Genomic DNA, 19,438 nt, shown 5'->3' on the forward strand with positions numbered 1-19,438 from the left:
TGACAGGCCGTAAAATGGAATTTATAACGAAAACGGCAGGAACGCTGAAGGTCGCGCTGATCGGCGCAGGCCAGGTGGCGGAAAAGGTACACGTGGCCGGTTACCGTCAGGATCCCGGCCTTGAACTGGTGGCGGTGGTGGATTGTGATGCCGCACGCGCTCAGGCATTTGCGCAGCGTAACGGCATCGCGCGGGCCTATACGTCGCTGGAAGATATGTTACTCACCGAGCGCCCCGACGCGGTCAGTGTGTGTACGCCCAACCTTTTCCACCATCAGCAGGTGATCGCCGCATTGCAGCATGGCTGCCATGTGTTTTGCGAAAAACCGCCCGCCATGGATCCCGCCCAGGCGCTGGAGATGTGGCAGGCGGCGCAACAGGCTGACCGCATCCTGGCTTACGATTTTCACCACCGTTTCGCCGAAGATGCGCGCATTTTGCGCCGTAAAGTCGCAGACGGAGAACTGGGCGAGGTGTATGTCACCACCGCCCGCGCGCTGCGGCGCTGCGGGGTTCCCGGCTGGGGCAATTTTACTGATATCACTCAGTCCGGTGGCGGACCGCTGATCGACATCGGCATTCACATGCTGGATGCCGCGATGTACGTGCTCGGTTTTCCGGCGGTGCGCAAGGTGACGGCGCAGATGTTTCAGAAAATAGGTACCCGCAAAAGTGAAGGACAGTTCGGCAGCTGGGATCCGAAGAAATACAGCGTGGAAGATTCCGTTTTTGCCGCCATCGAGTTTTGCGATGGCGGGTTGCTGCGGGTGGAAACGGCATTTGCGCTGAACATTCAGCCGCAGTCGGTGATGAACGTCGAGTTTTGCGGTGACAAGGCCGGTGCCACGCTGTTTCCGGCACAGGTGTATACCGATGAAAAGGGCCAGCTGGTGACGTTATTTAGCCGCGAGGTGGCCGACGACCAGCGCCATGCGCGCAGCCTTCAGGCTTTCGTGGCGGCGGTTCGCGGGGAAACAGTCAGCCTGGCTGATGCCGGGCAGGGGTACCGCATTCAGCAACTGGTGGCAGCGATTTATGCCTCGGCAACCTCAGGGGAGAGCGTGTATCTATGATCCAGACTCAGATCCTGCAGGAAGCGCCATTTTCGCCTCATCGCCTGAATAAATACGCCAGCCTGCATACCTGCGGCAATGGGCGGACCGGCATTCGTGGCTGTCACGAAGAAGCCTATACCGATCAGCAGCGGGGAATGTTCGTTGCCGGTTTTTATCACCGGGCGAATGCCACGGAAGTGACTGAACTGGTGAATCTGCCGGACATCACCGGGATGCGCATTGAACTGGACGGCGAAAGCTTCTCGTTGCTTTCCGGCACGCTGATGTCGTATCAGCGCGAACTGCGCACCATGAACGGCGAGCTTTACCGTGAACTGGTCTGGCAGTCACCCGCCGGTCAGCAGTTTAAAATTGAAACCCGGCGGTTTGTGGCGCTGGCTCCGCTGGCGCTGGTGGCCTGCCGTTTAACCGTCACCGCTCTCGGGAGTGATGCGCATCTTTGCGTGAGCACCGGCATTGATGCCACGCAGACCAACAGCGGCAGACAGCATCTGAATGAATGTTCGGTGCGGGTTTTCGATCACAACGTTTTACAGGGTTGCTATCAGACCACCGACGGGCAGCAGCAGGCGATTATCACCAGCCGCTGTGTGATCCCGTCCGGTGCCAGCAGCAGTTTTTCTGCCAAAAACCGCCAGCTGTTGCAGCATATCAGCCTGCCGTTGCAGGCCGGTGAAGCGGTGACGCTGGAGAAATTCAGCTGGATTGCCACGTCGCTTGATGCGGATGCCGGGCCGGATAATACCTGGGCGCAACGTTGCCTGGAGGCGCTTTCTGCCGTTGCGCAGCAAAGCTACGGCCACTTGCTGATGGAACATACCGGCCACTGGCAGCATTACTGGCGCGCGTCGCGCGTTGGCGTGGAATCTGATGATCCGCAAGATCAGCGTGCGCTGGATTTTGCGCTGTATCACCTGAAGCTGATGATCCCGGCGCATGATGCCCGCGCCAGTGTGGCGGCGAAAGGGCTGACCGGTGAGGGTTACAAGGGGCATGTGTTCTGGGATACCGAAATTTTTATCCTGCCTTTTGCCCTGCTCAATGCGCCGGAGCAGGCGCGACAACTGCTGGAGTACCGTTTTCGCCATCTTTCACCGGCGCAGGATAAAGCCCGGCGCAATGGCTATGAGGGCGCGCTGTTCCCGTGGGAAAGCGCTTTCAGCGGCGAAGAGGAAACCCCGGAGTTTGCGGCCATCAACATCCGTACCGGCCAGCGGCAGCGGGTGGCGTCTGCACTGGCCGAACATCATCTGGTGGCCGATGTCGCCTATGCCACCGCGGGCTATTTTCAGGCGACACAAGATGGCGAGTTTATGCAGCAAACGGGGCTGGCGTTGCTGAAAGAAACGGCGCTGTTCTGGATGAGCCGCGCCGTTCGTCGCCACCATCGTCTGGAAATCCTCAATGTTATCGGGCCGGATGAATACACCGAACACATTGATAATAATGCGTTTACCAATTATATGGCGCATTACAACGTGCAGACAGCCTGCGAATACCTGCGCCAGTCCGGTCATCAGGATGAGGCGTTCTTCCGCCGGGCGGAGGATTTTCTCACGCAGCTGTATCTGCCGCAGCCGGATCAACAGGGCGTGATCGCGCAGGATGATACCTTTCTCAGCAAACCGCAATGTGACCTGACCGCCTATAAAACGCAGCAGGGCACGCAGGCCATTTTGCTGGATTATTCCCGCGCTGAAATCAACGAGATGCAGGTACTGAAACAGGCCGACGTGGTGATGCTGATGCACCTGCTGCCCGCGCAATTTACCCCGCACTGTCAGGCCGCCAACCTGCGTTTTTATGAGCCACGCACCATCCATGATTCCTCACTGAGTAAATCCGTCCATGCCATTGTTGCCGCCCGCACCGGGCAGGCTGCGCAGGCATTGCAGTTTTACCGTGAGGCGTGCCGCATAGATTTAGGCGATGAACCGCACTCCAGCGACGACGGCATTCATGCGGCGGCAACCTCGGCGGTCTGGATGGGGGCGCTGATGGGGTTTACGGGGCTGGATTATCAGTCGGGCGAACTGCATTTCCGGCCTGCGCTGCCGCAGGGCTGGCGGCAGTTACAGTTTCCTCTGTGCTGGCGCGGGTCACGCCTGAAAGTGACGATCGAAGCGCAGCAATTCACGCTGCGCAAAACGGATGCCCGCCCGCTGACAGTCCGGGTTAACGGCCTCTCTCACACGTTTACGGAAAGCCTCATTCTGAAAGGATCGCATGATGAAATCTGACATTTCGCCGCGCGCCGTCATTTTTGATCTCGACGGCGTGGTGGTTGATACCGCACACCTGCATTTTGTCGCCTGGCAACGGCTGGCGCAGCGCATCGGCATCTCAATTGATGCGGCATTTAATGAGCAACTCAAAGGCGTCAGCCGGCAGGGATCGCTGCTGCGGATCCTGGCCGCAGGCGGTAAAGCACAGGATTTTACCCCGGCGCAGTGTTCAGCGATGGCGGCAGAAAAAAATGCCGATTACGTCAGTTTACTCGCCGGGCTTACCACCGCAGACATCCTGCCGGGGATTAGCGAACTGCTGCACCGGCTGCGTGATCAGGGCGTTCTCACCGGACTGGCCTCTGTGTCACAAAATGCCCCGCAGGTACTGGCCGCGCTGGGATTAGAGCAGGCATTTGATTATGTGGCAGATACCCGCCAGATCGTGCATTCCAAACCTCATCCGGAGATTTTTCTCCACGTCTGTGAGGCGCTCAATATCGCGCCGCAACAGGCCGTGGGGATTGAAGATGCGCAGGCGGGCATTGATGCGTTGCGTGCCGGAGGCATTTTTGCGATAGGCATTGGTGCCACGCTGGAAGGGGCAGATTATCGTCTTGATTCGACCGACGGGCTGTCATGGGCGGTGATCAGGCAACAGTGGTTACGCCATCAGGCTGACATTTAAGGAAAAATTATGGCTCAGATTTCACTGCAACATATTCAGAAAATTTACGACAAGCAGGTTCAGGTGGTGAAGGATTTCAGTCTGGAAATCGCAGACAAAGAGTTCATCGTGTTTGTCGGGCCGTCGGGCTGCGGAAAATCCACGACGTTGCGCATGATTGCAGGGCTGGAGGCGATTTCTGACGGCGACCTGCTGATCGACGGCGTGCGCATGAATGATGTGGCGCCCAAAGATCGCGAGATTGCGATGGTGTTCCAGAACTATGCGCTTTATCCACATATGTCGGTTTACGACAACATGGCGTTCGGACTGAAGCTGAGAAAAATTGCGCCGGAGGAAATCCACCAGCGTGTGGAATATGCTGCGCAAATCCTCGGTTTGAAAGAGTATCTCCAGCGCCGTCCCGGCGCGTTATCCGGCGGGCAGCGACAGCGTGTGGCCCTCGGGCGCGCCATTGTGCGCGATGCCAAAGTCTTTCTGATGGATGAACCGCTGTCGAACCTGGACGCCAAACTGCGTGTGCAGATGCGCGCGGAAATCAGCAAGCTGCACCACAAACTCAACACCACCATGATTTACGTCACCCACGATCAGACCGAAGCCATGACCATGGCGACGCGGATTGTGGTGATGAAAGACGGAGTGATCCAGCAGGTCGGTGCGCCGAAGGCGGTGTATAACCACCCGCAAAATATGTTCGTTGCCGGTTTTATCGGGTCCCCGGCGATGAACTTTATCCGTGGCGCGCTCGATGGAGAATACTTTGTCACCGAAAGCCTGCGCATTCCGGTGCCGCAGGAAAAACTGGCGATCCTGAATGCACGCGATTATCAGCGTAAGCCGCTGGTGCTGGGCATCCGCCCGGAGGATATCGCCAGTGCGGCTTCGCAAAATGCGCATTTTGAAGCGCGCATTACCGTAGCCGAACTGACGGGCGCAGAATTTATGTTGTATTGCTCTATTGGCGGACATGAGTTTGTCTGTCGCTCCGGCGCGAATACGGATTATCAGGCAGGTGAATTATTATCCCTGCGTTTTGATATGAATAAATGCCATTTCTTTGATTGCGATTCTGAAGTCGTTATTACAGATATTTAAAAAAGAGGTTACCCGTTGTCTTAATATTTCGCTGTCCCTACTGTAAAAAGGAATTTATATAATGAAAATAAATCTCATTGCCGCCTTATTCTGCGGCGCAGTCTGCTCGTCTGCGTTTTCTGCTGAAGGCGAAAGCGTGAATAAGAATGAAGATCATAATTCACCGGAAATGCTGACGCCGGTGCCCATCGGCCTGGCGGCCCTGCCCTCTGAACCCTGGAAAATCCAGGTCGGTGTGATGCAGGAAACTGAAAACACGGAAGGTCAGGGCGATAAAGACGGTGCCTATGAACCGACGGTATTTATTAACTTCAGCAAAGGACAGTGGAATCTGTACGGAGCGTTTTATCAGGAAGATCATAACGTTGATTATTCTCAGGATACGCGCAGCGACTGGTTCAATCAGTACGAATTCGATGCGCATTATCAGTTTGCCGATAACGATGATTACGCCCTTGGGCTGATGCTGGGGTTCAGAAATTATCAGTGGAAGTATAATGAAGATAAGAAGAAAGACAGCGGATCCTACAATACCCAGCGTTACACTGTTCAGCCCGACTGGTCGGTTTCACTCAGCCCGAATCTGAAATATAACGGCTGGATGGCGTTATACAATTATTATAATAATATGGACAATAACGGTTATCTGAATAAAGAATTTGAAGGCGAAACGGGTCTTAAATACAGTTTCTCCGGGGATGTTGCCATTCAGGTGAATTATTATTTAGATCGCGGATGGAATACCGGAGACAGTCAGCGCGGCGAATTCGCCAAACAGGAAGCCCGCGTGTATATACCGGTGAGTGTGGATCTCTTTTCCAGCGGAAAAACGGTGCTGACGCCGTACGTTCGCAGAACGCTCGACACCTATTATTACAATGACGACCGCGCAGAGCGGGAAGGGGAAACCGATACCCGTTTCGGACTGTTAATTAATCAGCCATTACCGGCCGGTTTTGCGATATCACTGGAATATGCCTACGAATTGCAACTGCACGATAATATCGATGCCAGCGCCAATGCGAAAACCAAATTCCATTATACCGGTGTCGGCCTGACGTACACTTTCTGATGCACTGAATCATCCAACAGGGGGCGCCGCTTCCTGTTGGACTGACTTATTTCGCGGCCTTAAGACAACGGGCGGAATGATTGACGACTAACTGCGTGGGCACAAGCGTTCGTGCGTGCGCACACGGGCGGTCGAAAATTTTATCAAACAACACACTGCAACCCTGCCAGCCTAATTCCCGGATCGGAATTTCAATGCCGGTAAGACCTGGAGAAAGGAGGGGCGAAACATTGTCGCTGCTGTAGCCGGTAACGGAAAGCTCGTCAGGAATGCTTTTTTTCTGATCATGGGCGGCGCGGTAAATACTCATGACTTTTAAGGCATCGGTGGCGAAAACGGCAGTCGGTGGCCGATCGCTTTTGAGCAGCGCCGTTGCCGCCAGACAGGCGCTTTCCGCCGTGTAGCCGCCGTCAATCATCAGGCCTGGTTGCACCGGCAGCCCGGCGTCCTGCATGGCGTGCTGATACCCGGACAAACGATCAATCGAAACGTGGTAATCCAGCGGAGCGTGCAGGCAGGCAATATCCCGATGACCGAGCGAAATAAGATGTTGTGTCAGCCGGTAGCTGTCCTGGAAATTATCGGTATCGACGGAGAAAACATGTTTATAAGCGCCTTCGATATTACCAATAACAACAACGGGAACCTGATAATGGTCGAGTTGCGCCAGAATGTGTTCATCAGCCGGTGAACTCAGCATAATCACGCCCTTCACCATTTTTTCCGTTATTTTTGCCACGCACTTTTGCAAATCTTCTTCACTATTTTTGGAGGTCTGCAAAATAACATCAAACCCCTCTTTTTCCGCGCGCAATGCAATGGATTGCAGTATTTCGGAAAAGAACGGATTACCGGCGGTGGTTTTGGTGGAGCGGGTGGAAATGACCAAAATGGCATCAAAACCTTTGGATGTCAGCGCCCGTGCCACTTTACTCGGCTGGTAATTCAGGGTGCGGATTGCCTCCAGAACACGCTCGCGCGCATCAGGCGAAATATTGGTTTGATGAGTGATAACTCGCGATACGGTAGATTTGGAGACTTTTGCCAGACGGGCAATATCATAAATAGTGACTGCCACGATATTTCACCTCAAATATCCGTATTAAGGACGGGATATTGATAATACGGGGCAGGTCTGAGGTTGTCCATGTTCCCCAGACCTGATGTGGCGGAGGTTTACTCGTCTAATTTCAGCGGCGGCAGTTGGGCAAAAATACTCAGCAAGCCTTCGCCCCAGCCTTTGCGGATCATGTCGAAATACGGGTGTGTTTCGGTGATCCGGTACTGCTGCGCCGTGCTGTAGCTGTCGACCGGGTAGGTCAGCACATCCAGCGGCAGACCGACGGAAAGATTACTGCGCAGCGTCGAATCCATCGAAATCAGCGCGCACTGCATCGCCTGATCCAGCGGTGTATCGAAGTTCAGCACGCGATCGATAATCGGCTTGCCGTACTTGCTTTCCCCCACCTGAAAATAGGGAGTGTCATGGGTGGCTTCGATGAAATTACCCTGGGGATAAATATGGAACAGCCGCAACCCTTCCCCCTTGATCTGGCCGCCGAGCAGCAGGTTACAGCTGAAATCCGTGGTGCCGCCCTGATTGGCGCCGCTGTCACGGGCAATCACTTCGCGCACCGTTTCCCCGAGCAGGCTGGCGGCGTCGTACATCGATTCCACGTTAAGCAGATTTTCACGCTGATCATCGAGGCAACGCCGGTGCAGCAGGCTGATAATGCTCTGTGTGGTCGCCAGATTTCCGGCACTTTGGAGCACCAGCACCCGTTCATCGCTGTGATGAAAAACATGCAGTTTGCGGAAGGTGGAAATGTGATCCACCCCGGCATTGGTGCGCGAGTCTGAAACAAACACCAGGCCAGAGGACAAGCGCATGGCCACACAGTAAGTCATAGGATTCGTTCCTGTATCGATTATTGCGGTATGTCGAACATTTCAACTGCCGCGACAGTGCGCATGTCTTCGCATCCTCCACCTAACCGGATACCGCGGACCGGGCAAGCATCAAGATAATCTATGCCGATAGCCAGTTTCAAATGCTGATTGGGCTGGCAGGTGTTATTGGTGACGTCAAAGCTCTGCCAGCGGTCATCCAGCCAGGCTTCCGCCCAGGCATGCATCGCCACATGGGCGGAATCTTCAGTATAAAGGTAGCCGCTGACATAGCGCGCCGGAATGCCCAGACTGCGGCAGCAGGCGAGAAAGACGTGAGTGTGATCCTGACATACGCCTTGCTGCGCGGAAAACGCCTGCGACGCGCTGTCTTTCACCGTGGTGGTGCCGGGGCTGTAGGGCATTTTCAGCAGCAGCTCACCCATCAGGCTGCACAGGCTTTCGTGCTGTGCCTGTGGCCGGTAATAACGATGCGCAAAATCGCGGATCGCGCCGTCGGCCTGCGTCAGCGGGCTGGTACGCAAGAACACCAGCGGCGAGAGATGGCCGCAGCTGTCGTCTTCGGTGTTGTCTTCGATCTCCACCATGCCGTTGGCCTCAATGGTGATCGCCTGATGCGGCTGGTCGAGGGTCAGCACGTGCAAAACGTTGCCGTAGGCATCAAAGGTGCGGGTGGCATATTCCGGCAGGGTTAAATCCCATGACAGGATTTTCTGATGGCTGGAGTTTTGCGGGGTAAGGCGCAGGTATTGCGTGCTGTGTTTGACCTGCTGCGCATAGGTGTAATGCGTCTGATGACTGACATTCAGTTTCATTATTGTGCCTCCAGATAGGTCTGATGGATGCTCTCGGCGATAGCGCCGGTCTGGTCGAGGAACTGCATCAACCAGGGGCTGAGGCCCATTTCGACAATCTCTTCCATTTCGGTGAAACGAAGCTGCGCGTGCAGGGTATGAACGCGGCGGCGTGGCAGGTTGCCTGCGGTGCCGCCGATTTCTTCCAGCTGTTCGGCCATGATTTCCACGCAAGACAGCAGTGAGCGCGGTAATTCACGGCGCAGGATCAGCAATTCAGCGATGCGCTTCTGGCTAAGTTGCTGCTTATAGAGCGTGTGGAACGCTTCGCGGGCGCTGACCGCGCGCAGCAGGGTGTCCATCCGGTAATATTCGCGTACCGGATCTTCATCGGCGTTGAGAAGCTGATTTTTGGCATCCAGCAGGCGGGCTGTACTGTCTGCGCGCTCCAGCATGGTGCCGAGCCGGATGAAGTTCTGGGCGTCGCTGCGCAGCAAAGTGCCGAACATGGCGCCACGAAACAGATGTGAGCGCTCCTTAACCCAGTCGAAAAATGAATCGGCGCCCGCCGATCCGACGCCCTGCCGGCGGATCAGTTTCATCTCGATCCAGGTGGCATTGATGCTTTCCCAGACTTCAGAAGACAGGCTGCCGCGCACGGCGTGAGCATTATTCCACGCCATTTGCAGACAGCTGAAAATGCTGCCGTGGTTGATGTTGTCTAACGCGAAAAAGTTGAGCAGATTGCTCATCGTCAGCTGCGGATAATGCGCATCGAACAGCGTGCGCGTGCCGGTCATGGTCAGCGGCACCAGCAGATCGTTATTTTCGTCGCGTGCTGTCACGTCGCGGATCGACATCATCGACAGCTTGTTAGTGACGTCCAGCAGACGGGCGATGTTTTCGGCGCGTTCCAGATAACGCGCCATCCAGTACAGCTCACTGGCGGTTCTGCTTAGCATGCGTCGTCCTCCGTCGAATCTTCTTCCAGCACCCAGGTATCTTTGGTGCCACCGCCCTGCGATGAATTGACCACCAGCGAGCCTTCGGCAAGCGCAACACGGGTGAGCCCGCCGGGCACCAGGCGAATTTCCGCACCGGTCAGGGCGAAAGGCCGTAAATCGATGTGGCGCGGCGCCAGGCCGTTTTCGACAAACGTCGGACATGTTGAGAGCGCGAGTGTCTCCTGCGCGATGTAATTTTCAGGGCGGGTTTTTAGCAGATCGCGAAAACGGGCCAGCTCTTCCTGACTGGCCATCGGGCCAATCAGCATGCCGTAACCGCCAGCGCCATGAACCTCCTTCACCACCATTTTGTCCAGATTCGCCAGCACGAAAGAGAGATCGCTTTCTTTGCGGCATTGCCAGGTCGGCACGTTATTGAGGATCGGATCTTCGGCCAGATAGTAGCGGATCATCTCCGGTACATACGGGTAGATCGATTTGTCATCCGCCACGCCGGTACCGATCGCATTCGCCAGCACCACGCCGCCCGCGCGATAGACGGAAAGCAGGCCGGGCACGCCGAGCATGGAATCAGCACGAAACGCCAGCGGATCCAGGAACGCATCGTCGATGCGACGGTAAATCACGTCAATTTTGCACGGCCCGGCGGTGGTACGCATCAGTACGGCACCGTCTTTCACGAACAGATCGGCGCTTTCCACCAGCTCAACGCCCATTTGCTGCGCCAGGAAACTGTGCTCAAAATAGGCGCTGTTAAAGCGGCCCGGCGTCAGCACCACAACGGTCGGATCGTTCACCGGTGTGCTTTCGCGCAGGGTTTGCAGCAGGTGAGAAGGGTAGCGCGAAACTGGCGCGATCCGCTGCTGGGCGAAGAGTTCCGGGTATAACCGCATCATCATTTTGCGGTTTTCCATCATGTAGGAGACGCCGGAGGGCGTGCGCAGGTTGTCTTCCAGCACGTAATATTCACCGTCGCCACCGCGCACCATGTCGGTGCCGGCGATGTGGGCGTAAGTATCACGGTGAAGATCGATGCCCTGCATGCAAGGCTGATATTGATCGTTTGCCAGCACCTGTTCGGCAGGCACGATCCCGGCTTTGAGGATCTTCTGGTCGTGGTAAATATCATGCAGAAACGCATTCAGCGCCTGTACCCGCTGACGGATACCGCGATCGAGCATTTGCCATTCCCCGGCAGGAATAATGCGCGGCACGCTGTCGAACGGGATCAGCCGCTCCGCGCCATCATCTTCGCCGTAAACATTAAAGGTAATCCCCACCCGGTGGAACAGCAGCGCAGCTTCCTCTTTTTTGCGCTGGACGGCCTGTTGATCGGCCTGCTGCAACCACTGCCAGTAAGCCTGATAATGGCTGCGGTGTTTCCCTTCAGCCATTAACATCTCATCAAAAAAGGGTGAATCGGAAAGGTCAATCTTGATCATCATCACCTCACAAACTGGACAGGCTGCAATTGAATCGTTCAATAACAATGAAGATCAGGCATAAAGTGTGCCAGCGTGCAAAATGGGCTGGAAATCAGGAGAAAAGAGGCAGGGCTGCTTAATTATAGGGCGGAAAGCGGGTTCTTTGCCTGATAATGGGGCAAAAAAAACCAGCCCGCAGGCTGGTCTGGTGCATCGGTGGTGCGAATTAACGGCGTACAGCGATGGCTTCGATTTCGATTTTCACGTCTTTTGGCAGACGTGCGACTTCAACGCAAGAACGGGCCGGGAATGGCGCGTTGTGCTCGGTGAAGAAGGCTTCATACGTGGCGTTAACGGTGGCGAAGTCGTTCAGATCTTTCACGAAAACGGTGGTTTTCACGATGTCTGAAACTTTCAGGCCAGCGGCTTCCACGATCGCCTGCACGTTTTCCAGTGACTGGCGTGCCTGAGCGGCGATATCGTCGGCCACGGCGCCGGTTTTAGGATCCACCGGGATCTGACCGGACGTGATGATCATGCTGCCCAGATCGACGCCCTGAACATAAGGACCGATGGCTGCCGGAGCGTTTTCAGTGCTGATTTCGCGGGACATAATGTCTCCTGATTTGAGTTAAGGTGAATGAAAAATTATCCCTCAGTATAAAGGGTTAATCGTTGTTCAGCACCACCTGGTGCTCAAACTCTTTCTCGCAATACTTACATTTCAGGTGCACGCCGTCAGCACGCTGTTTCACCGCAAAACTGGAATCCACCGGCTCAAAGCGGCTGATGCAGTTGCCGTTCGGACAGCGTAAAACGCCCACAATCCGGTCCGGCAGCGTCGGCATCAGTTTCTTCACCACTTCATAATCATCAATGCGATTTACCGTCGCGCGCGGGGCGTACACCGCCAGCTGATTGACCTGCTCGTCGGTCAGAAACGTATTCTCGATTTTGATGATGTCTTTGCGGCCAAGTTCGCCGGACGGCAGGTTCAGGCCGACGGTGACGCGTTGTTCCGTCTGGGTAAATTTGAACAGAGACAGCAGCTTAAACCCGACCTGCGCGGGAATATGGTCGATCACCGTACCGCATTTGATCGCTTCAACCTGAAGTTTATTGTCGTGAGTCATGATCGTTTCTCCTCAAGTTTATTGGGCAGTGTCTGCGTTCAGCACCAGTGCCAGCAACGCCTGGCGCGCAAAAATGCCGTTTCCGGCCTGCTGGAAATACCAGGCGTAAGGCGTTTTATCGACATCCGGCGTGATCTCGTCAATACGCGGCAGCGGATGCAGCACTTTCAGATGCGGCTGAGCATGGGTCAGATCGGCGGCGCGTAACACAAACTGCGCCTTCACATTGGCGTACTCTGAGGGATCAAGACGCTCTTTCTGCACGCGGGTCATGTACAGAATATCGATGTCCGGCACGACCTCCTCGATGCTGCTATGCAGGCTGTATTCAATCCCTTTCTCTTCCAGCAGCGCCAGAATGTAGCCCGGCATCGCCAGTGCGTCCGGGGCGATAAAGTAGAAACGGTTGCCGTTAAATTTCGCCAGCGCCTGCGCCAGGGAATGCACCGTGCGGCCATATTTCAGGTCGCCGACCATGGCGATGTTGATGTTATCCAGGCGGCCCTGTGTTTCCTGAATAGTGAACAAGTCCAGCAGGGTTTGGGTCGGATGCTGATTCGCACCGTCACCGGCGTTCAGTACCGGAATGTTGCCGGAGAATTCAGTGGCCAGACGCGCCGCGCCTTCCTGCGGATGGCGCATCACAATGGCATCGACGTAGGTGCTGATCACCGAAATAGTGTCGGCCAGCGTCTCGCCTTTTTTGCCAAGCGACGTGTTGCTGCTGTCTGAGAACCCGACCACCGACGCACCGAGGCGGTGAACGGAGGCTTCAAACGACAGGCGCGTGCGGGTGGAAGCTTCAAAGAAACAGCTGGCGATGACTTTATGTTTCAACAATTCAGGCTGCGGACTGGCTTTCAGGCTGGCGGCGGTCTCGAGCACCAGCTCGAGCTCCTCGCGGCTGAGATCGTTAATTGAAATGATGTCTTTTAGATACAGCGGATTCGCCATCGTCATTCTCCTGTTTCTTTGTGCTTAAAAGATGTGCTTGCAGTGGTTGCACACTCAAATTTCGGACAAAAAAAAGCCCCTGCAATGAGGGGCCTTTCTTTTTGATCAACTGAACGCTGACCAGCAATACAACGGAAGAACAACGGCAGCGGGCTGCCTGATGGCACGGTGTCTGGTCGATCGTCTGAGCGCAAAACGTGGCAAATGTTCATGGGTTCTCCCGGCAAATTGTGGCGCATTATACGCGCGTAACCGGCGACATCAAGCGGAAAATCGCCCGCAGGCAAACGTTTGGCTGTGGCCGGATCCGCAGGCAAAAAGTGTTAACTGGATCAAGGGGCGCAGGGCAAGAGTGCATTATCATGTTCCCACATTGAAACATCATTTCATTTTTACTACAGCAAAGGGAAAATCATGATTACCGGTAATATTCATCAGTTACATCTAGTCCCCTATCTGCCTGCCGCGCTGCGAGAAGCGATCGAATTCGTCAAACAGAACATCAATGCCGATACCCCGCTGGGTAAACACGATATCTGTGGCGATGACGTTTTCGTGCTGATTTCCAACGATTCAACGGCACCTCAGGCAGAACGCCGCGCCGAGTTTCATGCGCGTTATCTGGATATTCAGATTATCCTCAATGGGACTGAAGGCATGACTTTCAGCAACTTACCGGCAGGGTACGTTGACACCGACTGGCTGGCCGACAAGGACATCGCGTTTCTGGCTGCCGGTGAACAGGAAAAAACCATGATCATGCAGACCGGCGATTTCGTGGTGTTTTATCCGGGCGAAGTGCATAAACCGCTGTGCGCCGTTGGCGAACCGGCCAACGTGCGCAAAGCCGTGGTGAAAATGGACGCCAGCGTGTTACCCGCTTAACGCTCTGCTGGCTGACGTTTAGTACGTTTAAACAATTTCATCCGCCAGCGACGCAGTCTTCCGAGGCGTTCTGGCGCTTTCAGTTTGTGTTTGATCCACACCACCTGCCACGGCTGGAGTCGCGTCTGCCCGTTAAACACGTCCCCGCCAATCAGATCCTTGCCTTCTACCGCCAGTTTCAGCACCTGTGAACGGCTGCTGATGTTAAACACGCAGGTTATGCGGTCTTCTGTTTTCGGATCATAGCGTTCCATGGCAAACAGCGATTTCCCCAGGTCAAACACCCGCTGACCAGCCTGTGGCGAGAACGCCGGATGGGCGCGCCGGTGCCTTATCAGTGCCTGTAAGCCCTCGAACACCCGCGCGGGCAAACTGTCTTTCTTTTCCAGTTCGGCCTCAATTTTACTCAGATCCAGCTTTTTACGGTTGATGCGCCGGTTGATCCCGGACTGATGCATGCCGTCGAGATCGTTTTCGCTGCCCAGCAGGCTGTGGATATAAATCGCCGGAACGCCGATGAACGACAACAACAGCGCCTGCGCCGCCAGGAACTTGCGCGCTTTCATTTCGACGCTATCTTCCGGTTCGGTCAGTGCGCTCAGGTAATTGATATTCAGCTCATAAGGGGAATGGGTGCCGTCGCCGTTGTCTTTGTAGGAGACGCGCCCCTCTTTGCGCAGCGTTTCCTGCGCCATGTATTTGCGTTCTTCATCGCTGAGAAAGGTTTCTGTCGGGCGCAGGCCGATCCCGTCGTGGCTGGCGAGGAAGTTGAAATACGTGGTGTCAGGGTAGCGTGCTTCGGCATTCAGGCTTTGTGCCCAGCGGGTGAGTGTGGTGGTGTCTTCGCGTAAAAATGCATGCAGCGTCAGCGGCGGCAGCGGGAACTGATACACCATGTGCGCCTCATCGCCTTCACCGAAATAACTGATGTTTTCGTGATGCGGAACGTTGGTTTCGGTAATCAGCCGCGTGCCGGGGATCACTTCATCCAGAATCGTGCGCCACACTTTGATGATGTTGTGCGCCTGTGGCAGGTGAATACAGGAGGTTCCGGCTTCCTTCCAGATATACCCGATGGCATCGAGGCGAATAGACTGCCCGCCGCTGGCCGCGTATTGCAGCAGCACGTCGATGCTTTCCAGCAGGACCTGCGGATTTTTGAAATTAATGTCCACCTGATCTTCGCTGAAGGTTGTCCACAGGTACAGCTCGGTGCCGTCGGCTTTGATAAAGGGAGAGAGCAGCGGCGAGGCGCGCGGGCGCACAACCCGGCTGTAATCGAGTTCAGGGTTGGCGTCGATGAAATACCCTTTGTAATAGGGATCGTCGTGCAGATAGCCTTTCATCCAGTCGCTTGAACGCGAGATGTGATTAATCACGCAGTCGAACATCAGATTAAAGTTCTCTGACAGGTGGTGAATGTCAGACCATCCTCCGAGATTTTCGTCGATTCGCCGGTAGTCGATCACGCTGAAGCCGTCATCCGAGCTGTACGGGTACATCGGCAAAATATGGATGTCGCTGATAATGTCGCGCAAATAGGTGTTAGCAAAATGATTCAGCGTCGCCAGCGGCGGTTGCTCGCCCTGACGGATATTGTCGCCATAAGTAATCAGATAAATATTCGTACCGTCCACCCAGCCGGTGGTGCGGTGTTTGCCGTAATCCCATTTGTTGGCGAGATGCAGAATCTTTTTCAGCAGATCGGCGATGTGTTCCCTGGGGTAAATCCTGCTTAACAGGCTTTCCAGCCGCAGGACATACTCAAGATTTACTGAGCTCATATCGGTTCCTTCTCACTGCATTTCTGTTTTTCTGACAAAGGCGATAAAACGAAAGCGCTTTAAAAAGGTTAGTTGAAAATGACCGGCTGTGGCGACAAAAGGGGGGATAACGGAGAATTCTGGAGGAAAAAGGCGGCATCATCCGCAAAAAAGTCGGGATGATGCCGTGGAATTTATTCTGTACCGAGTGTGGCAACCATGACGGCTTTGATGGTGTGCAGACGGTTTTCCGCCTGATCGAACACGACGCTGTGGCGGGACTCAAAGACGTCGTCAGTGACTTCCATACCGCCCTGCAAACCGTATTCTTCGGCCATTTGTTTGCCGAGTGTGGTCTGATCATCGTGGAAAGCAGGCAGACAGTGCAGGAATTTCACGTCAGGATTGCCGGTCAGCGCCAGCATCGCGCTGTTCACCTGATAAGGGCGCAGCAGGTTGATGCGCTCCTTCCAGGCCTCTTTCGGTTCACCCATCGACACCCAGACGTCGGTATAGAGAAAATCCGCGTCTTTTACGCCGGTGGCAATGTCTTCGGTGAGCGTGATCGTGCCGCCATTTTCATTTGCGAGATGTTGACAGGTCGCGACCAGTTCGGCATCGGGCCAGCATACTGACGGTGCCACAAGGCGTAGATCCAGCCCGCACAGCGCGGCAGCTTCCAGCAACGAGTTGCCCATATTGTTACGTGTGTCGCCCAGATACGCCAGGCGCATCCCTTTGAGCGGCTGATTTGGCAGATGCTCCTGCATGGTCAGCAGGTCGGCCAGCAGCTGTGTCGGGTGAAATTCATTGGTTAAGCCATTCCATACCGGCACGCCGGAATATTCCGCCAGCGTTTCCACTTTATCCTGACCATAGCCACGATACTGAATACCGTCGTACATGCGGCCCAGTACGCGGGCGGTGTCTTTCATCGATTCTTTATGGCCGATCTGGCTGCCACTGGGGCCGAGATAAGTGACTTTTGCCCCCTGGTCATATGCGGCAACTTCGAAAGAGCATCGTGTGCGGGTTGAGTCTTTTTCGAAGATGAGCGCGATGTTTTTGCCTTGCAGGCGGGCTTTCTCAGTGCCATTTTTCTTTGCCGCTTTCAGTTCAGCGGAGAGTGTCAGCAGGGACGAAATCTCTGACGGGGTAAAATCCAGTAACCTGAGAAAATGACGTTTACTCAACAAACTCATGATGTCGCTCCATAGCGCGTAAGCATTTCGGATTGAATTAAAATTCAATTTATATGTATGAATATGCAATTACAACCCCGCAGAGAAAACTTTCTCTTTAATAGTGGAGGCGCGCTCTATGGTGTGTGAAAATAGCGTACAAACGTCAAATTGATTGAGGACTGAGAAATGGCAAACCGTGAATTGCTGGAAGAACAACGTGAAGAAACTCGCTTAATCATCGAAGAGCTGCTGGACGATGGCAGCGATCCTGACGCGCTTTACACCATTGAACACCACTTATCTTCAGAAAAGTTCGAAGTTCTGGAGAAAGCGGTCGTAGAAGCTTTCAAACTGGGTTATGAAGTTTCCGACCCGGAAGAGCTGGAAGCTGAAGACGGTACTGTCATGATGTGCTGTGACGTGATTAGCGAAGTGGCGCTGAATGCCGAGCTTATCGACACACAGGTTGAGCAACTGATGAATCTGGCCGAAACCAACGGCGTTAACTACGACGGTTGGGGCACTTACTTCGAAGGCGACGACGACGAAGAAGGTGAAGAAGGCGAAGACGAAGATTTTATCGACGAAGATGATGACGGCAAACGTCATTGATTGAGTCGGGCTTCTGAATTCCGATTCATGAAGAAAGAAAAGGCTGCCGGAGACGGTGGCCTTTTTTGTTTGTGCATGACAGCCCCCTTTGTGACTCCCTTCGCATTAAGCAAATTTCATAAACCCTAAGTGAAATATGGTTAAATTCAACGCACCTGCCAAAAGTTAACATACCAATTCTGAAAGATATTCTACCTCATGGTGTGGAGTCAGATTATGGCAGCCGTAAAGAAATTGTCTGTTATAGAAAAACTTGGTTTTGGTATGGGAGACGCCGCTTGCGGGATCGTTTATTCCTCCGTCACGATGTTTCTGACCTACTTTTATACCGATATCTACGGGCTTTCCGCGGCAGCGGTCGGGGTGATGTTTCTGGTCACACGCATTCTGGATGCCGTCAGCGATCCGCTCACCGGTATTGTTGCGGACCGCGTGAAAACCCGCTGGGGGCATTTTCGCCCGTGGTTGATTTGGTTCGCCATTCCTTATGCCGTGCTGGCGGTGATGACGTTCACCACGCCTGATTTTGGTCATTCCGGAAAACTGCTTTATGCCTACATTACTTATTCGCTGCTGATGCTGTGTTACACCTTTATCAATATTCCTTACTGCGCGCTGGGTGGGGTGATTACCACGGATGATAAAGACCGGCTTTCTGCACAATCCTACCGGTTCACGATTTCCTCACTGGCGGGTTTACTGGTTTCTGTCGGTACTTTGTGGCTGGTGGATTATTTTGGTAAAGAGAATCTGCAGGCCGGATATCAGGCGACGATGGCGGTGATGGGCGCGATTGCGGTGTGTATGCTGGTGTTCTGTTTTTGTTTCACCAAAGAACGCATCACGGCGGAGGATACCCGTCAGGTATCGGTGATGAGTGATTTGAAAAATCTACTGTCGAACGATCAGTGGCGTATTGTCGCGATTATCACCTTTTTCTCCAGTATGGCCGGAGTGATGCGCAGCTCCGCCACGTTGTATTACGCGACGTATCTGATGCTGGATAAGGGGCAGAGTCTGGTCAGCGGTACGGCGATGAAAAGTACATTTATTACCACCAGCGTGGTCGGCACGATATTCGGGGCGATGGCGGCGGGGTATTTTGCCAAACGGTTCAGCACGCTGGCGATGTTTAAAAATATCAACCTGCTGCTGGTTCTGACGGGCGTTGTGATGTTTTTCGTACCGCCGAAATTCCTGCCGGTGATTTTCCCGTTGTATTTCATCATTGGTTTTTTACACCAGATGTACCAGCCGTTTAAATGGAACATGATGGCCAATGCGGCGGATTATGGTGAGTGGAAAACAGGGCGGCGGATCACCGGCCTCTCTTTCTCAGGGAATCTGTTCGCGTTAAAACTGGGGATGGCCTTTGCCGGGGCGTTCGTCGGGTTCTCACTCGGCTGGTTCGGTTATCACGCTGGTGCAGAAACCCAAACCGCGCTGGCAACGACCGGCATCATCGGTCTGCTGACCATCGGACCTTCAGTGTCCTATCTGATCCTCTATTTCCTTGCCCGCTTCTACAAACTCGATGATGCCACGATGAAGAATATTCAGACGGATCTGGCGAAACGCAGCGGTGATATTGCCCGCGAGCAGGAAAACGCAGCCGGTAATCTGGCGCCTGTGATGGCGGTTAAATAAGGGGGAGATG

At 54.3% G+C, this 19,438-nt stretch carries 18 protein-coding genes; 8 read left to right on the forward strand and 10 right to left on the reverse strand.

Annotation, left to right across the window (positions count from 1 at the left end):
• Positions 1–14 precede the first annotated feature (14 nt).
• The 5 genes from ABSH60_RS12145 to ABSH60_RS12165 all read left to right on the forward strand — a co-directional run bounded on the left by ABSH60_RS12145 (position 15) and on the right by ABSH60_RS12165 (position 6,159).
• Positions 15–1,073, forward strand: a complete 1,059-nt coding sequence (locus ABSH60_RS12145) for a Gfo/Idh/MocA family oxidoreductase (protein WP_390974126.1) — start codon at positions 15–17, stop codon at positions 1,071–1,073.
• On the forward strand, positions 1,070–3,316 hold the full coding sequence (locus ABSH60_RS12150; RefSeq protein ID WP_390974128.1) for a glycosyl hydrolase family 65 protein: 2,247 nt from the start codon (positions 1,070–1,072) through the stop codon (positions 3,314–3,316). The genes ABSH60_RS12145 and ABSH60_RS12150 overlap by 4 nt, the downstream gene beginning before the upstream one ends.
• A complete protein-coding gene (pgmB, locus tag ABSH60_RS12155; RefSeq protein WP_390974130.1) occupies positions 3,306–3,989 on the forward strand; it encodes a beta-phosphoglucomutase in 684 nt (227 codons plus the stop codon). The genes ABSH60_RS12150 and pgmB overlap by 11 nt, the downstream gene beginning before the upstream one ends.
• Positions 3,990–3,998: 9 nt before the next feature.
• Positions 3,999–5,087, forward strand: coding sequence for a sn-glycerol-3-phosphate ABC transporter ATP-binding protein UgpC (locus ABSH60_RS12160; RefSeq protein WP_390974132.1), 1,089 nt, complete (start codon positions 3,999–4,001; stop codon positions 5,085–5,087).
• A 61-nt stretch (positions 5,088–5,148) separates the two neighbouring features.
• Entirely contained in the window at positions 5,149–6,159 is a 1,011-nt protein-coding gene (locus ABSH60_RS12165) for an OmpG family monomeric porin (protein WP_390974134.1), read from the forward strand.
• Between the two features lie 46 nt (positions 6,160–6,205).
• Here ABSH60_RS12165 and ABSH60_RS12170 read toward each other — a convergent pair whose 3' ends face one another.
• The 8 genes from ABSH60_RS12170 to pyrB form a co-directional block, all read right to left on the reverse strand.
• A complete protein-coding gene (locus tag ABSH60_RS12170) occupies positions 6,206–7,237 on the reverse strand; it encodes a LacI family DNA-binding transcriptional regulator (protein WP_056776470.1) in 1,032 nt (343 codons plus the stop codon).
• A gap of 98 nt (positions 7,238–7,335) precedes the next feature.
• Entirely contained in the window at positions 7,336–8,067 is a 732-nt protein-coding gene (locus tag ABSH60_RS12175) for a proteasome-type protease (protein WP_136376593.1), read from the reverse strand.
• A 20-nt stretch (positions 8,068–8,087) separates the two neighbouring features.
• Complete coding sequence (locus tag ABSH60_RS12180; RefSeq protein ID WP_056776478.1) at positions 8,088–8,882, reverse strand: transglutaminase family protein; 795 nt, start codon at positions 8,880–8,882, stop codon at positions 8,088–8,090.
• Positions 8,882–9,823 (reverse strand): alpha-E domain-containing protein, encoded by a 942-nt coding sequence (locus ABSH60_RS12185; protein WP_056776481.1) that lies wholly within the window; start codon positions 9,821–9,823, stop codon positions 8,882–8,884. Before ABSH60_RS12185 ends, ABSH60_RS12180 begins: the two co-directional genes overlap by 1 nt.
• Positions 9,817–11,268, reverse strand: a complete 1,452-nt coding sequence (locus ABSH60_RS12190) for a circularly permuted type 2 ATP-grasp protein (RefSeq protein ID WP_056776484.1) — start codon at positions 11,266–11,268, stop codon at positions 9,817–9,819. Before ABSH60_RS12190 ends, ABSH60_RS12185 begins: the two co-directional genes overlap by 7 nt.
• A gap of 208 nt (positions 11,269–11,476) precedes the next feature.
• Positions 11,477–11,863: a 2-iminobutanoate/2-iminopropanoate deaminase gene (gene ridA / locus ABSH60_RS12195; RefSeq protein ID WP_056776488.1), complete on the reverse strand. Its 387-nt coding sequence runs from the start codon at positions 11,861–11,863 to the stop codon at positions 11,477–11,479.
• Positions 11,864–11,918: 55 nt separating this feature from the next.
• Positions 11,919–12,383, reverse strand: a complete 465-nt coding sequence (pyrI, locus tag ABSH60_RS12200; protein ID WP_056776493.1) for an aspartate carbamoyltransferase regulatory subunit — start codon at positions 12,381–12,383, stop codon at positions 11,919–11,921.
• A gap of 18 nt (positions 12,384–12,401) precedes the next feature.
• The gene (pyrB, locus tag ABSH60_RS12205; protein ID WP_056776496.1) at positions 12,402–13,337 is read right to left on the reverse strand and encodes an aspartate carbamoyltransferase; all 936 of its coding nucleotides are present in this window, start codon (positions 13,335–13,337) and stop codon (positions 12,402–12,404) included.
• 414 nt (positions 13,338–13,751) lie between these two features.
• Here pyrB and ABSH60_RS12210 point away from each other — a divergent pair, with 414 nt between their 5' ends.
• Positions 13,752–14,222 (forward strand): YhcH/YjgK/YiaL family protein, encoded by a 471-nt coding sequence (locus ABSH60_RS12210; RefSeq protein ID WP_122094391.1) that lies wholly within the window; start codon positions 13,752–13,754, stop codon positions 14,220–14,222.
• Here ABSH60_RS12210 and ABSH60_RS12215 read toward each other — a convergent pair.
• Both ABSH60_RS12215 and argF read right to left on the reverse strand, forming a co-directional pair.
• On the reverse strand, positions 14,219–16,006 hold the full coding sequence (locus tag ABSH60_RS12215) for a sugar phosphorylase (RefSeq protein WP_183848422.1): 1,788 nt from the start codon (positions 16,004–16,006) through the stop codon (positions 14,219–14,221). The two genes, ABSH60_RS12210 and ABSH60_RS12215, sit on opposite strands and share 4 nt — an antisense overlap.
• A 173-nt stretch (positions 16,007–16,179) precedes the next feature.
• Positions 16,180–17,187, reverse strand: coding sequence for an ornithine carbamoyltransferase (argF, locus tag ABSH60_RS12220; protein ID WP_056776508.1), 1,008 nt, complete (start codon positions 17,185–17,187; stop codon positions 16,180–16,182).
• A gap of 168 nt (positions 17,188–17,355) precedes the next feature.
• On the opposite strand from argF, the gene rraB reads away from it, so the two are divergent.
• Positions 17,356–17,781: a ribonuclease E inhibitor RraB gene (rraB, locus tag ABSH60_RS12225; RefSeq protein ID WP_112169305.1), complete on the forward strand. Its 426-nt coding sequence runs from the start codon at positions 17,356–17,358 to the stop codon at positions 17,779–17,781.
• A gap of 216 nt (positions 17,782–17,997) precedes the next feature.
• A complete protein-coding gene (locus tag ABSH60_RS12230) occupies positions 17,998–19,428 on the forward strand; it encodes a glycoside-pentoside-hexuronide (GPH):cation symporter (protein ID WP_390974140.1) in 1,431 nt (476 codons plus the stop codon).
• The last annotated feature ends 10 nt before the right edge of the window (positions 19,429–19,438 follow it).

Source organism: Rahnella sp. R3(2024), from assembly GCF_042920125.1.
Lineage (GTDB): Bacteria > Pseudomonadota > Gammaproteobacteria > Enterobacterales > Enterobacteriaceae > Rahnella > Rahnella rivi.

What these genes read in the sequence shown, in the direction of transcription:
- ABSH60_RS12145 (WP_390974126.1), top strand. Translation starts at nt 15, where the DNA reads ATGGAATTTATAACGAAAACGGCAGGAACGCTGAAGGTCGCGCTGATC.
- ABSH60_RS12150 (WP_390974128.1), top strand. Translation starts at nt 1,070, where the DNA reads ATGATCCAGACTCAGATCCTGCAGGAAGCGCCATTTTCGCCTCATCGC.
- pgmB (WP_390974130.1), top strand. Translation starts at nt 3,306, where the DNA reads ATGAAATCTGACATTTCGCCGCGCGCCGTCATTTTTGATCTCGACGGC.
- ABSH60_RS12160 (WP_390974132.1), top strand. Translation starts at nt 3,999, where the DNA reads ATGGCTCAGATTTCACTGCAACATATTCAGAAAATTTACGACAAGCAG.
- ABSH60_RS12165 (WP_390974134.1), top strand. Translation starts at nt 5,149, where the DNA reads ATGAAAATAAATCTCATTGCCGCCTTATTCTGCGGCGCAGTCTGCTCG.
- ABSH60_RS12175 (WP_136376593.1), bottom strand. Translation starts at nt 8,067, where the DNA reads ATGACTTACTGTGTGGCCATGCGCTTGTCCTCTGGCCTGGTGTTTGTT.
- ABSH60_RS12180 (WP_056776478.1), bottom strand. Translation starts at nt 8,882, where the DNA reads ATGAAACTGAATGTCAGTCATCAGACGCATTACACCTATGCGCAGCAG.
- ABSH60_RS12185 (WP_056776481.1), bottom strand. Translation starts at nt 9,823, where the DNA reads ATGCTAAGCAGAACCGCCAGTGAGCTGTACTGGATGGCGCGTTATCTG.
- ABSH60_RS12190 (WP_056776484.1), bottom strand. Translation starts at nt 11,268, where the DNA reads ATGATCAAGATTGACCTTTCCGATTCACCCTTTTTTGATGAGATGTTA.
- ridA (WP_056776488.1), bottom strand. Translation starts at nt 11,863, where the DNA reads ATGTCCCGCGAAATCAGCACTGAAAACGCTCCGGCAGCCATCGGTCCT.
- pyrI (WP_056776493.1), bottom strand. Translation starts at nt 12,383, where the DNA reads ATGACTCACGACAATAAACTTCAGGTTGAAGCGATCAAATGCGGTACG.
- pyrB (WP_056776496.1), bottom strand. Translation starts at nt 13,337, where the DNA reads ATGGCGAATCCGCTGTATCTAAAAGACATCATTTCAATTAACGATCTC.
- ABSH60_RS12210 (WP_122094391.1), top strand. Translation starts at nt 13,752, where the DNA reads ATGATTACCGGTAATATTCATCAGTTACATCTAGTCCCCTATCTGCCT.
- ABSH60_RS12215 (WP_183848422.1), bottom strand. Translation starts at nt 16,006, where the DNA reads ATGAGCTCAGTAAATCTTGAGTATGTCCTGCGGCTGGAAAGCCTGTTA.
- argF (WP_056776508.1), bottom strand. Translation starts at nt 17,187, where the DNA reads ATGAGTTTGTTGAGTAAACGTCATTTTCTCAGGTTACTGGATTTTACC.
- rraB (WP_112169305.1), top strand. Translation starts at nt 17,356, where the DNA reads ATGGCAAACCGTGAATTGCTGGAAGAACAACGTGAAGAAACTCGCTTA.
- ABSH60_RS12230 (WP_390974140.1), top strand. Translation starts at nt 17,998, where the DNA reads ATGGCAGCCGTAAAGAAATTGTCTGTTATAGAAAAACTTGGTTTTGGT.